Raw genomic sequence first — 13606 nt, forward strand, 5'->3', positions numbered from 1 at the left:
TAATTGGGTCAACAGGTAAAAGATGAGTAATTTTACTCATTGACAATAGTGCTTTTAGCTTAACTTGTGAGTAATGCCTATCTCAGGAAGAAGTCAGAAGTCGATCGCGCAATTCATTAACTCTCGATCCAGTTCTATGATATAATCTCTGCCGTAAGATTGATTTTCTAATCCTTGTACCAAATTTTCTGGCAGGTCTTGGGCAATTTCACTGCTACAGGAACCAGCAGCTAAAGCAATAGTTGCTACTGTATCGACATCTCCCGAAAAGGCAATGCAATCTTGGAGAAGTTTGCTCATACAATCGTTTCGCATGACTGCAGTAATAGCTGCTTTAACACAGACCAAACCTTTAACGCTGACTTCTCCTTGCCAAGGTATCGACCACTCACCAGCTACGTGCTTTTCTAGAAAGTTTCCCAAATTCTTCTTTAAACCTAGCTGATAAATAAAGTAATGGGACATCAAAGCTGCTGCTATAGCTGCATTAATGCCATCAGGAGTGTTGTGAGTAATTGCAGCTTGAACGGTAGCATTTTCGATGACTTTTTCAATAGTAGGAAAAATGCCAATGGGCCCGGCTCGCATCGCCGATCCGCTTTTATCGCTAGCGGAGTGAATTTTTTCTAAGAATTCTTTTCCGTCTTGAACTTGTAGCAAAAAATTATAAAATTTGCCAGCATAACCAAATCGCCGATCGCGGTGAAAAGCTGCAACAAATTTGCTGGCTAAAAGTTCCGGTGTCCAAGGTTCTCGGCTGACGATAGCTTCTGCGACGGCTAAACTCATCTGCGTATCGTCCGTGTAACATCCAGGCTGGATATCGTGACGGGGATGCTTGATGTAGCCGTTGAGATTGTTGTACATTTCGATCGTCTGCTGGTCAACAAATTCAAAACCCGCACCGTAAGCATCACCAATCGCTAATTCTATTAACATATATTTAATCAGTTTCCAACTATTTCATCCCCGGTTTTGCCTAAAATTTAAAATCCAAAAACACCCCAAAACAGCAAGTCTATTAACACGCACCGTTTTTACTGAAGACAACCCAAATTGTTTGGCAAATCAGAGTGATGTCGTAAACAACAGACCACTTGCGCTGATAGTCGAGATCCATGAGTACAATCTCGTCAAAGTCTTTAACTCCAGACCGTCCGTTGACTTGCCACTCCCCAGTCATACCGGGTTTGACATTTAAACGTTGCCAGTGAAAATCGTCATAGGCAGCAACTTCATCAGGAGTTGGCGGCCTAGTTCCCACCAAACTCATGTCGCCGACTAACACGTTCCAGAATTGAGGCAACTCGTCCAAACTCGTGCACCGCAAGAAGCGGCCGACGCGGGTAATTCGCGGGTCATTTTCATTCTTAAAAATGTGACCATTGGCTTGGTTCCTAACTAAATATTTGAGGTTTTCTGCACCGACAACCATCGATCGAAATTTCCACATTCTGAAAAGCCGCCCTTTGAAGCCGCAGCGGACTTGACTGTAAAGCAGCGGGCCCGGATTGTCCAATAGCATCGCCACTGCCACCGGCACCGCCACCGCAGCAGCAATTGCCAGTCCCAGCAGCGATCCCAAAATATCGATTAACCGTTTTACCTTGCTAGTTACGGATCGGTGATGCTGTTTTTTTGATACACAGACTCTGTAAGTAAATTCTTGAAAAAATAAGGACAGCATTTCTGATAATGATGATTTCCACGAGGCACCCATCGGAAATTTCATATGATTTGTCTCAACTTTAACGATCTCTTACCTCCATCTTATTAGCCATCCCAAATCTGCAGAGCCTGAAATGCTGAGGTTTGCACAATCTTTAAAAATGTATAAAGTTTCTATGTGTTTTTTATAAGACCGTATAAAGTTTATGTAAAGTTAAGTAAATTTACAGAAAAAAGTTACTCCTGGACGCAAAAAAAACCTGGTTTCGACTAGGACTCTTCCCAAAAGACAGGGAGGATTCTACTGAGAAACCGGGTTTGTTGCCGTTTAGCGATAAATATCGGTGCCAACATCCCAAGCAAGTGTTAGCGGCTCTAACAATTTTTGCTGGCTGCTAGAGGCGAGTTTGCCTAAATATTCGCGGACAACAGAGGCGTGTTCGAGATTCAAACGATAACCCCGCGAGACATCTTCAAAGAACAGCGGCTCAGCCAAAATTGCTTCCCAATCAGGATTTTGTCTAGACTCCTCGGCCAACAGCATGAAATCTTCCTCCGCAGGCACAAGTCCCGCCGGCAAATTTCCTTCCAAAATCCGCAAAATCCGGGGTTCGCAGATGCGGGTATTCACGCCCTGACGTTCCAACAACTGCAAAACTTCCTGAAAGCTCAAAGTTTCCTCACTCAAAACCTGCATTAATTCCCACAGCAGAAAAAAGTCGCTGTACTGCTGCTGCGACACATCCAAAATGTGAGGATATAGAGCCAAACTCGCCAACCCGCAGGCAACTCGACCAAATTTTCGAGAAAAATTGGTACTTTGAGATACAGAATTTAATGCAGAATTGTGAGTCTCAAAAATATCTCGATCGCCCTGCAATTCCTGGTCTTGAACCACGATCGCATTCGGCAGCTTCTGCCGCAACCAGCGGGCGATCGCAGGCCAAGCACCCATACCCCCCGCACAAATCGCCTGATTAATCCCCGCCGGCGACATTCCCGCGCGGCTGAGCAAAGCATTCAATTCACGGTTCAACTGCTGCACAAAAGGCACTAAAACCAGACTTTCCAAATCTTTGCGCTTCACATCCCAATGCTGCTGACCAATATCCAAAGCAAAACTTTTTTGATGTTGCAAAATAACTTTTATTTGCCTTGCTGCTTCTAACAATTGCAGGCCAAAAGCAGAACCTTGTAACCGCTGCTGCAATTGATAGCGACTCGGCAAATCAGGGTGGCCAGGACGTGGCAAATCGATCGACATTCCCCAAGTTTCATTTTTAGCCAACAACTGACAGATAATATCCTGATCGAAAGCATCGCCAGCAAAACTAAAACTCTGGCAAGTAAAATCAGCACGAGTTAAATCTTGAAGATTCGACGGCAACTCAACTAAAGCTAATTCCACCGTCGCCGCCCCCGCATTCAAAATCAAAGTTCCCCCGCTAAAAGATGAAGCATTCACACTCAGCGGTGCAGCTTCTTCAGGGTCCTTAGCAGAATCCACGGCTGACGACTCGACTTCCATGCCATTGTTCACAGGAGTTACAGCAGCCAGCAAAGTGGCGATCGCATCTTCCACCACAAAAATTTGCGAACCCGAAGCCACCAAAGACGCGCCCAAAACCGCCTCCCGCAGATTAAACATATAAACATCCGACCAGCCCGCTGGAGTCCCCAAAATGACACCCTGCAAGTCTAAAAGCGCCGCATCGAGAGTTTCTGGCGTTAGTCCCGAAGCCCTAGAGATTAAATTGGAAACTGGCAATCCTGCAAAAATCTCCCTTGGTGCAGAATCCAAAACTTCCCCCGATCCGTCAAATTTTTCTCCCCGCAAACTCGGATTCAAAGTAGCCAGCAGTGCCCGCACACTTTGCAGCGGCAAGGCGATCGAAAAAGCCTGCAAGGGCGACCACTGCAACAGCGGTTCGTACATCCCAGCAGCTTCCCGCTGATAAGGAATGCCCACCTTTAAAGGCAATTTAAAATTTTCCAGTAAAAATTCTCCTGCAGCCAAAGGCTGAGGTCGGAATCCCACCGACTTGACTGTCACCTCTGACCCCGGGCTTCCTGGGGCTGTTTCCGCCAGCACTGCAGCCGAGGGAACCCGACAACTGGCGTCTGCAGCGGAACCCTCAGCCTGCGATGCTTCCCAGTAAATCGGGTGCAACTGGCCGCTGGTGCGATCGAGCAAAGCTGCAGACAGGCCGCTGGAACCGAAATCAATGCCCAAATACCAGCTAGAATTCCGCCGTTCTCGGGATGGGGCGATCGCATCTGCTGCAGAATGCCCAGCCGAGTCTTGCTGCTGTGTCCCGGCAAACTCGCTAAAATCGGTTTTCCCCTCAACAACTCCTGCTTTACTCTCTATCGAAATTAGTTTTTTTTTTGACTTTCTGGAGGACTCGATCGCAGTTCGTTAGTTTCGGCAGTTTCTGGAGGGGAAGAATCAGTCGAAGGGCGATCGGTCTCGGTCAAACTAGCCAAAATCTCGTCTAGCGTCAAATTCGACTCGTCTTCCTCCGCAAACAAATCATCCTCAAGTTCGTTTTCCAAAACAAAGGGTTCATCATCAGATGAAAGTTCCAACACATCGGAGAACAAATCCTCCAGCGTTCCGAGTTCTTCCTCTGCGGCCTCGGCAAAGGGATTTTTTGCAATGTCATCGGGAGAACTCGCCGATAAATCCAAGCTGTTAGCGGCTGAGAAATTCGATCGCCGGGAGCTAGTATTTTCCAATCCCTCCAGATTGTAGAGGTCTGCCTCCAAAAGTTCGAGAGTATTGTTGTCCAGATTTAGATCTCGATCGAGGTCATCTTCTAATGCCTCCACCGGCAGCAAATCCTCGTCCGGCGAAGCTTGGATGTACCCATCATCGAGCCGCTGCGAGGATGAGTCGAACTCGCCAGTTTGCAAGTCACCGACACTTGGTACAGCGGGCGTGGCACTGGGTCGGTGAGGGCTAATTTCTACAGGCGTTCTCAACGGCGAAGCTGCTGATTGAGGCACTGTAGCGCCGAACTGCTCGCTGATGTTTTGACCCGTTTCTATATTTTCTCGATCGTCCGCGTCAATTTGCACCTCAGCAGTTGAGGGTGATGCTTCTGAAACTGGAGGTACTGTTGCCTCTTGCGGTTGAAATAAATCTGCACTATCTAAAGTTAGACGCTCTACAGAATTCCGCATTACAAATTCTGAATTTTCCTCTACTAAAATCTCTTCCAGAGATTCGCTTTCATCCAGTAGATTTACAAACAAATCTTCAGTCAATTTTAGCGATTCTGCATTTTCATTATCCGTCGCTGCTTGATATTCTACGCCTTCTCTTTTTGTTTCAATTACAGTATTTTCTACCGGAAAATTTTCTATTTGTAATTCTACTTCAGGAACCGCTTCTCCAGCGAACAAGCTTGCATACAAGTCATCAACTTCTTCGTCTGTTTCTGTTACCCTGTTATCCAATTCACCGCCAGTAAACCGAGTTGCATTTCGAGATATTTCGGGCATATCACCCAACACATTATCTTCCCCATCCGGGAGCAAACTTGGGGCTTGAATGCGGTCGCGGTCGCGCCTCAACTTTCTGAATTGCGGAGAAATTTCTGTACCGGCATAGGGAAATCTGTCTTGGTCTCCGAATTCGCCGGTGCGAATTTCCTGCACCGAGTCTCCCGCCAGAGTCTCTGGAGTATTTGAAAGGGCGGGAGCGATAGGAGATCGATCGGCTGCGGTTGGGGTGACGGTTTCGAGATTATTTGCTAAATCGATCGGCTGTTGAACGTAGGAAGATGCTTCTCGCCCCAACTGTGAAGCCAAATGGTTGACCAAAGCTGCGAACATCGCCTCGCTCTGCTGGCTCAAACCGTACATATTTTCGAGTTCTTGTCTCAAGGAAGCTTGATAGCTTTGCAGATTTGCTTGCAAAGCCTCGAACACGATAGCCATCCTAGAATCGAGACTCATCAGCAGACTGTCAGCACGAGATTGGAACAGTTGCATTTGCTCCAACCTCTGAGCCGGCGTCAGCAGCGGGTGTTCTTCTGAGGTTTGTCGGTTCAGTGTGACATCAATAGCCGACTGTTCATCAGGCGCACTGCCCAAAGAGTATGGTGCTGCGCTGCTTTGCAATAACTGATTTTCTAGCGAACTTAGAATTTGGGAGAAATTGCTAGTCAAGGTTTCTTCCAAGCGGGCAGTCAGTACCTGCAAGAATTCAGCAATGATTTGCTGTTGGTTGGCTTGTTGTTGAGCTAGGGATTGTTGCTGCTGCCGTTTTGCTTCTAGCTGTTTGATTTCTTGAATTAGAGCTTGATGCTCTTGCCGCAAAGCTTCTATGTCTTCTTGGAGCGGCCCTGTCAGGCTTGAACGCAGATGGCTGATTTCTCCGGTTACGGCCAGCATGATTTGCTCTGCTGCTGAGGGGCGAGGGGCGGGCAGAGGCACTTTGGGCACTGGAACTGGTTGCGGGGGCACATTTGGGCGGGCGGGGGCCTTTGGGACTGTTAGCTTTGAGTCTGAGGAAACCAGATAAGCGCGCACTCGCTCTAAAAGTTGGCGCTGGTGGACAGTATCTATCGAACCCGTCCAAGGCAAGCGGGGTGCGGGCTTGCTGAGTACCTCGTCTATCTCAGCAATCAGTGCTTGAATTTTGTACTTCTGAGAATTCAAGGGCGGAACCTCTGGGAATGCGGCTTGGGAGAAACTTTACCGACAAAAGACTGAAGTCAGGCGGCAGCGATGCCAATAGATAGAATAATCTGAATGCGAGTCCGTCAATAATTTACTAATATTTTCTGACAACTGTTAATTAACCTTTTGCCTTCGGAGCGCTTCTATTGCCTATGATAGGTTAGTCGGTACTTCCGCACCAAATGCCCGCTTCTATCAATTCCAAGTGCTTTCAAATTCTGCGACTCAGGGGCGAGTTTCCCTGCCCGGAGGCTGATTCCTGCTCGGAATAGCTGCGAGCCCGACGAACTTTTGCCTTCACCTGCTTGAACGGCGGGCCGCACACTGTCACCGCGAGTTTCATTAGCATGGTGGCGCGCCAGTGTCTGTTCATTTTTCACCGACTTGGAAAAAACCTCAAACAATTTGGGCTTTGGGATACCGAGATTCGGGATTGTCCCCGTATACTGGATTTGAGTAACCCTTGATTATAGCCTATTATCTGTATTCATGGCTAGATACTAATGGTACAATAATCTTGGGGTAGCAGAAAAGTTTGCTGGGAAGTGGGTGGGTTTGGCTTGCCAAGAGCGCCAGTCTTTAGGCTCGCAATGGCTGTGGATTTTGCCGATCGTGCTGACATTTGCCGGGTTCTAGGTAGTTGCTCGGATTTGGTCGCTGTCTACCTTGCTTGCAGGCTTGTACTCGTGGATTCTACCTTCTCGACAGCAGGGCCTAGTGACAACAAATCTCTCAGCAGTGTTAAGCTTGTCTTCGCGAAGTGCTTTCAAAGGTAATTCGATCGGCTCAGTGGTTTGCCACATTGCTAAAATTTTGTTAATAAAATTTGCTCAGTGGTATATATCTAAAAAATTATGGTATATTTTTTAGTTTCTAGCTCCCAATCAGAGCTTGAGGCTATTAATTCCCATATTGAGCCTTTGACCGCAAAACTTTAGAGGTAAAATTTCCGATTTTAGATCCTTGATTTTAGATCCTTGTTTCTCAAATCTTGAATCTCAAATCCAATGACTCGGCTGCAAGCTATTTGTAACTGCCCAGCGCAGCTCAAGCGCATAAATTAAAATGATGGCCTCATGGAAGACCGCTTTAACACCCGAGATCCGAATTCTAATATAAATCAATTGATAGTTTCTACTCCTTTTTTTGCAGGATTACCCGATTCTGTAATCGAGAGAGCAACTGTCCACATCGTTACCCGCAGTCATCCGTCAAATCAAGTGATTTTACTCGAAAATGACTGGGGAACATCAGTGTATTTTATATTGGATGGTTGGGTGAAAATTCGCACCTACAACCTAGACGGAAAAGAAGTAACACTGAATATTTTAGGGAAAGGAGAATTATTCGGGGAAATGGCTGCGATCGAAGAAGCACCGCGATCGACAGATGTGATCACCCTAGCCCCGACACTGATCGGTAATATGCCATCTCAGGATTTTGTGCAGCTTATTCATACCGAGCCGCTAGCAGGTATTCGGCTAGCTCAACTAATGGCCAGGCGCCTGCGACAAGTCAACCGCCGCCTGCGTTTGCGAGAGTCCGACAGTACCTCGCGAGTAGCAGATATTCTCTTATTTTTGGCCGAGGGGCAAGGCAAAAAAATCTTGGAAACAGGAGGTACAGAAATACCGAACCTGCCACACAGAGAATTAAGCAGCCTCAGCGGGCTGGCTCGCGAAACAGTAACGCGAGTGCTGAGCAAGCTGGAAAAAAAAGGAACTATTCAGCGCGAACGTGACGTTTTGTGCATTCCCGACCTGCACGCCTTAGAGCGTCTGTTAGTCTAGAAGTATCAGAGTTTGCTTTTATTGCTTCTAATTCAAAAGCACTCTCTGTTAACTAACTGATATTAATGATTTCACGCAGGAGGTAAAGCTGTGAGTTTTAAGAAAATTTTCGCCGCCTTAGATGATTCTGAACTCGGCCACCGCGTCTTCACTCAAGCTTTAGAATTAGCTCTGAGCGATAGCGCCCAGTTAATGCTATTTAACTGCGTTACTGTGAGCACGGTGGGTCAGACGGCAGTGCCAATTCCAGTAGATTTGGGAATGAATGTCGAGTTAATGGATCAAGCTTATCAAGCTCAACGTTTGCGGCTGGCAAGCGATGTAAAACACGCTTCGGGTTTGCTAAAAAATTACTGCGACGCCGCAGCAAAAAAAGGATTGCAGGTGGAATTTGACTGCAAAATGGACGGAGATCCGGGGCATTGTATCTGTGAATCCGCCGAAAATTGGGGCGCAGATTTAATAGTGTTGGGGAGGCGCGGCCGCACGGGGTTCGCAGAAGCTTTCCTCGGCAGCGTCAGTAATTATGTAGTTCACCACGCATCTTGTTCGGTTTTGGTAATCCAGGAAGTCAAAATCGAAAAATAAATAATGCTGCTGAAAATTTTGGCTGAGAAAATCCATCTAACATAAGACTTGCGTTCCTACCTAAACCCGGTTTCTGCGAGCAATATTAAATTTGGTGGCGAGGCATCCAAACACTGAAACCGGGAATCAGCCGTATCGGGCGTAAGTCCCGTAAAATCTAAAATCTAAAATCTAAAATCTAACATCGGGAATCAGCCGTATTGAGCGCAAGTCCCGTAAAATCTAAAATCTAAAATCTAAAATCTAAAATCGGATGAGTGATTTTTTGTCAGCAGATGCTGCCTCTAATTCGGGTAGTTCACCCAATACAAATAACGAGCCACAAACCGCCGACAGTTCAGCAATGGCTGGCGATCGCACCAATCCCGATCGGGAGAAGCGCGCCTCTGGGGAAGCGCCTTTAAGGCTGGTAGAAACGGCTTTTTTGGCAAGTACCGCTAGCTTAATTTGGCTGGTAAATTATTACTTTCCGCTAGGGCCTTTGCTGCGGGTTTTTTTCCCCATACCCATCGCCCTAGTTTACTTGCGTTGGGGCAACCGAGCAGCTTGGATGGCATCTTTGGTATCGGGTTTGCTGCTATCGGTACTGATGGGCCCGACGCGGAGCATTTTATACGTGATGCCTTTTGGAATTATGGGAGTTGCGCTGGGAGGACTTTGGAGGCGCAAAGCGAGTTGGTCGCTCTCTATTAGTGTGGGCGCGCTAATTGGTACTGTCGGCTTCTTTTTTCGGTTTTGGCTGCTGTCAGCGTTGGTGGGTCAAGATCTATGGGTTTACGTAACCGCCCAGGTAACAGAGATGGTGGAATGGGTGTTTGTGAAGCTGGGCTGGCTTAATGTACCGAGTTTGAACACAATTGGGGCGATCGCCGCCGGGATGATTTTGGTTAACAATATTGTCTATTTATTTGTAGTGCATTTAGTAGCTTTGCTGCTATTAGATCGTTTGGGAAATCCAATTCCGCGGCCGCCAAGCTGGGTGCAAGTTTTGATTGATTATGAAGAGTAGTTATTGGGAATTGTTGACTGTTGACTGTTGACTGTTGACGGATAAATGATGACTAATAACTAATGACTAACTATGATTGGTATTTATACAGAAATTGAACAGGCCCAGCGGTGGCTCGATCGCTATGGGGGACGAAAACCGATATTTGCCTGCGTGTTAGGATTTACCGCTACTGGCTTAATTCCGGGGATTTCAGCAGCAGGAGCAACTCCGCACGATCGACAATTTACTTGTTTAGCCGATGCAGAATTTTTGTATAACGGCCCCCAACCCTCGCCCCAATATCCTTTGCCGCCCCTAGAAGCGGGTGCATCGCCGGTACTGATATCTCGCGCTGTAGTCGAAGCTTTGGAACTTCCCCTTTACCTATTTAATTCTGGTTTGCCCCTCCCACCTCCCGTACCTGCAATTGATTTGGGCGGCACTCCGGCAAAGTGTGTGATTTCTGGAAATGCTTTAGAACTCGAAACTGTCAAACATTTGCTCGAACAAGGATTAATTTGGGGAGCTAAATTGGCTGCTCAAACTAATGGCAGCTATTTAATTTTAGGAGAGTGCGTAGTTGGGGGAACGACTACTGCTTTGGGCGTGTTAATGGGTTTGGGTATTGCAGCGGCGGGCAAAGTTAACAGTTCTCATCCTCGCTGCAATCACGCTCAAAAATTGGCTGCGGTGACAGCGGGACTCAATAATGCTGAGTGGGAAATTAACGGAAAAAACAGCACTCCCCTGGAATTGGTAGCGGCGGTGGGCGATCCGATGCAAATAGTGGTGGCGGCAATGGCGATCGCCGCGAGTCGGACTTGCGGGGTGCTTCTGGCCGGGGGCACGCAAATGCTGGCAGTGTACGCTTTGATGCAAGCTTTAGCCCGTGAATATGCTCTGCTATGGAGTCCCGAACAAGTCGCGGTAGGGACTACGCGCTGGGTGGCAGAAGACCCTACAGGAGACACTTTAGGACTCGCTAAAGATATCGGCGGTGTGCCTCTGTTGGCCGCGCAGCTAAGTTTTGCTGGATCTCGCTACGGGCAACTGCAAGCTTACGATCGCGGCTATGTTAAAGAAGGTGTCGGTGCGGGAGCCTGTGCGATCGCCAGTGGCCTGACTGCAAATTGGACTCCTCCTCAACTCCTCCAAGCTGTTGAAGCTTTAGCCTCGCGGTGTGAAATTAAACATTAGAGAGTCCTGGAGGCAAAAAACCTGGTTTTTACTGAAAATATTGGGGTTTTGCAGGGACGAATACACTCGCAAACCGGATTTTTAGTTTTCTGGGCGTCCACGAATCTTAGGAATTAAACATTAAAAATTCAGATGCGGAACTCTAGCTGCGAACATGGTTGTGCTGCTCACCCAGCTTCCTTTTGGCTGAATAATTATATCATTTTCTGTAGCATTTATGCTCTCAGATTTACATAGTTTTCTACACAATATCTGGCTTTGATGCAGTATCCCCCCTGCTACTTGCGGGAGATAAAAAACTCTATGCAATGAATCTATAAGTAGACGAGCATAAAGCAACGCAACTTGTATTTTTTTTGATTAGTACCCGATCCCTGCTAGCAATATTTAATTAGGCCCGCCTAGATGTTGCGAGTGCATTCTTTTGGAGAGCAATTGTTCTTCCAAGGCTGCAATTCGATTGTAAGCTGCTGTTAGCTGAGCAGTTAAGCGCTGGATTTGAATCTCTGCACTCAGCTCTTTTTCTAAGCTTTGAGAATTCTTGTCGAAATAGCTGTCATCTAACAGTATGTCCTTGTGTTCGAGGAGGCCGTCGAGACTGCTGTAGCTTGGATAGGACGAGGTTTTGTCATTTCCTACCGTTCCAGAGCGATCGTTTCTCTGTTGCTGGGTCAGCTTCGTCTCCGTGGCAGACGCCAAGAGCTTTTCATTAAGGTTTTCTATGAGTTTGTAGAGGGCCTCGACTTGTTGGCTCAATACTGTAACTTGCTGGCGGAGCGCTTCCATACAATCATCCTTTGGCTCGTAACTTATATCTTTATATTTTAGGTAAATCTTTACATAACTTGGATTTATCACTAAATTATTTAATTTTTGACGTAATTGTTGTGTTCCCAATCCTGACGGTAGATTTAGGGAGCCAGCTTGAAGATAATCGATCGCCATTCGTGAGTCGATTGTAGATTGTAGATTTTAGGTTTTACATGGTCTTGGACACAGGAACCGAGTTGGTTAACCCCTATACTTCGTTCAAGCCTTCAATCAGAGTTAAAACGTCTGGTTTCTGAGAGTGGGATTGCAGAGCGTCCTATTAGATTGATTTCGCTCTCGCCAGTGCTTTCAGGATTCAGATGAATGGATTTTTAGTTTTTTTAGTTATTAAGCTGTCGCCGACTTAAAAAGGATTTTTCACTTCGGTTGTGTAAAAAGCGTCATCCAACTGCAGATGGCAGCGCTCTCGTTATTTCGTTATATTAAAAAATGTAACACAGATACAGTCGATCGACCCGGCTGGCGAACACAACTGGCTCAAAGGAACTTGGAACAGAGAAATTAGCCGTTAAGTTGACAGAATTTTCGGCATCGGAAGGTCGATCGACAAGCTAGAAGGTAAAATCAGGGCAAGAGCAAAACAGACTCTTTTGGCAGCAGAACCGAGTACAATGGCTCTGTGTTTGAGGAAGAAATAAGACAAATCGGCGCCAACTACCGGACTCGACAAACAATTATTTCCCGGGCTGTAGAACACAAAACGATCGGTCAATATTTAGAAAAGCGGATTCACAGGTGAAACGAAGGTCTTTGCTATTGGGGGCCGCCACCCTAACTTTAAGTCAATTGGCGGCAGGGTGCGACTCGAAGCCGATTCTCAAAATTCGATCGCTCAAAAACGGTATTCCGGCCCAACTGGTAAGCAAATTTAGCCGCGATGTACAACCGTCTCCGCTTTTGCAGGTAACGCAAGAAGGACAATTAAAAGAATTATTCGCCCTGTTGCAGGAGTGGAAACGGGTTCCCCAATCAAAAAATCAAGCTAACTTGGTGATGTTGGGAGATTACTGGCTGACTTTGGCAATTAGGCAAAAATTGATTAAGCCGATCGATCCTGCTAAGTTTGCTAATTGGCCACAATTGCCAGAAAGATGGCAAAAACTCGTCAGGCGCAACGATGAGGGTAAATTAGATCCTGAAGGTAAAGTGTGGGCTGCACCTTACCGCTGGGGAAGTACGGTAATTGCCTATCGAACCGACAAATTTAAGGCTTTGGGGTGGACTCCGACAGATTGGAAAGACTTGTGGCGAGTCGAATTGCGCGATCGAATTTCTCTACCGGATAGTGCCAGAGAAGTTATCGGTTTAACATTAAAAAAACTCGGAAAATCTTACAATACGCAGCAATTAGATCGAGTTCCAAACCTCAAAAAAGAACTCACAAATCTGAACGCACAAGTTAAATTTTACAGTTCCGACGCTTACCTGCAACCGCTAGTTTTAGGCGATACTTGGTTAGCTGTCGGTTCATCTGGAGACTTGCTGCCGCTGCTGCAAACTCAAAAGGATATTGCTTTAGTAATTCCCGTTTCGGGAACTGCACTTTGGACAGATTTGTGGGTAGAACCAGCATCGGGCAATCCAGTTTCTTTAGCGGAAAAATGGATTAATTTTTGCTTGCAGCCTCAAATTGCTCCTCAATTATCTTTGCTGGCTAAGGCTAGTTCGCCGATAATTGTCGGCATGAAACCCGAAGATTTGCCGGAAGCTGTTCGCACTAATCCCGTGTTGTTGCCGGATGCGAAGATTCTTGCTGCTAGCGACTTTCTGCTGCCTTTGGGGGATGCTGGGATCTCGCTGTATCGATCGCTCTGGCAAGAAATTCGGCAAGTAGTGAGAAGTTAAAATGCAC

14 protein-coding genes are annotated in these 13606 nt (G+C 46.7%); 6 read left to right on the plus strand and 8 right to left on the minus strand.

Features of this window, described 5'->3' with window-relative positions; all coding sequences use genetic code 11:
• Positions 1-93: 93 nt before the first annotated feature.
• The 6 genes from QUA33_RS17080 to QUA33_RS17105 all read right to left on the minus strand — a co-directional run bounded on the left by QUA33_RS17080 (position 94) and on the right by QUA33_RS17105 (position 7160).
• Positions 94-939, minus strand: coding sequence for an ADP-ribosylglycohydrolase family protein (locus QUA33_RS17080; RefSeq protein ID WP_333149686.1), 846 nt, complete (start codon positions 937-939; stop codon positions 94-96).
• Between the two features lie 82 nt (positions 940-1021).
• Positions 1022-1687, minus strand: coding sequence for a sugar transferase (locus QUA33_RS17085; protein WP_333149688.1), 666 nt, complete (start codon positions 1685-1687; stop codon positions 1022-1024).
• Positions 1688-1996: 309 nt separating this feature from the next.
• The gene (locus QUA33_RS17090) at positions 1997-3901 is read right to left on the minus strand and encodes a hypothetical protein (RefSeq protein WP_333149690.1); all 1905 of its coding nucleotides are present in this window, start codon (positions 3899-3901) and stop codon (positions 1997-1999) included.
• 143 nt (positions 3902-4044) lie between these two features.
• The gene (locus QUA33_RS17095) at positions 4045-6336 is read right to left on the minus strand and encodes a hypothetical protein (protein ID WP_333149692.1); all 2292 of its coding nucleotides are present in this window, start codon (positions 6334-6336) and stop codon (positions 4045-4047) included.
• A gap of 232 nt (positions 6337-6568) precedes the next feature.
• Entirely contained in the window at positions 6569-6730 is a 162-nt protein-coding gene (locus tag QUA33_RS17100; RefSeq protein ID WP_333149694.1) for a hypothetical protein, read from the minus strand.
• A gap of 259 nt (positions 6731-6989) precedes the next feature.
• Positions 6990-7160: a hypothetical protein gene (locus QUA33_RS17105; RefSeq protein ID WP_333067050.1), complete on the minus strand. Its 171-nt coding sequence runs from the start codon at positions 7158-7160 to the stop codon at positions 6990-6992.
• A gap of 273 nt (positions 7161-7433) precedes the next feature.
• Here QUA33_RS17105 and QUA33_RS17110 point away from each other — a divergent pair, with 273 nt between their 5' ends.
• The 4 genes from QUA33_RS17110 to cobT all read left to right on the plus strand — a co-directional run bounded on the left by QUA33_RS17110 (position 7434) and on the right by cobT (position 10923).
• On the plus strand, positions 7434-8147 hold the full coding sequence (locus QUA33_RS17110; protein ID WP_333099436.1) for a Crp/Fnr family transcriptional regulator: 714 nt from the start codon (positions 7434-7436) through the stop codon (positions 8145-8147).
• A 90-nt stretch (positions 8148-8237) separates the two neighbouring features.
• The gene (locus tag QUA33_RS17115; protein WP_333149696.1) at positions 8238-8735 is read left to right on the plus strand and encodes a universal stress protein; all 498 of its coding nucleotides are present in this window, start codon (positions 8238-8240) and stop codon (positions 8733-8735) included.
• A 253-nt stretch (positions 8736-8988) separates the two neighbouring features.
• Positions 8989-9744: a DUF2232 domain-containing protein gene (locus QUA33_RS17120; RefSeq protein WP_333149699.1), complete on the plus strand. Its 756-nt coding sequence runs from the start codon at positions 8989-8991 to the stop codon at positions 9742-9744.
• 72 nt (positions 9745-9816) lie between these two features.
• Positions 9817-10923 carry a nicotinate mononucleotide-dependent phosphoribosyltransferase CobT gene (cobT, locus tag QUA33_RS17125; protein ID WP_333149701.1) on the plus strand — a complete coding sequence of 369 codons (1107 nt, stop codon included), beginning with the start codon at positions 9817-9819 and terminating at the stop codon, positions 10921-10923.
• Positions 10924-11310: 387 nt separating this feature from the next.
• Here the strand turns inward: cobT and QUA33_RS17130 are convergent, their stop codons facing one another.
• Both QUA33_RS17130 and QUA33_RS17135 read right to left on the minus strand, forming a co-directional pair.
• A complete protein-coding gene (locus QUA33_RS17130; RefSeq protein ID WP_333149703.1) occupies positions 11311-11709 on the minus strand; it encodes a hypothetical protein in 399 nt (132 codons plus the stop codon).
• 553 nt (positions 11710-12262) lie between these two features.
• Entirely contained in the window at positions 12263-12424 is a 162-nt protein-coding gene (locus QUA33_RS17135; RefSeq protein WP_333149760.1) for a hypothetical protein, read from the minus strand.
• Between QUA33_RS17135 and QUA33_RS17140 the strand changes: the two genes are divergently transcribed.
• Positions 12374-12493, plus strand: a complete 120-nt coding sequence (locus QUA33_RS17140) for a hypothetical protein (protein WP_333067056.1) — start codon at positions 12374-12376, stop codon at positions 12491-12493. The genes QUA33_RS17135 and QUA33_RS17140 overlap by 51 nt on opposite strands.
• A complete protein-coding gene (locus QUA33_RS17145) occupies positions 12490-13599 on the plus strand; it encodes an extracellular solute-binding protein (protein ID WP_333149705.1) in 1110 nt (369 codons plus the stop codon). Before QUA33_RS17140 ends, QUA33_RS17145 begins: the two co-directional genes overlap by 4 nt.
• Positions 13600-13606 lie beyond the last annotated feature (7 nt).

Origin of the sequence: Microcoleus sp. Pol14D4 (genome assembly GCF_036701245.1) — a bacterium.
Lineage (GTDB): Bacteria > Cyanobacteriota > Cyanobacteriia > Cyanobacteriales > Microcoleaceae > Microcoleus.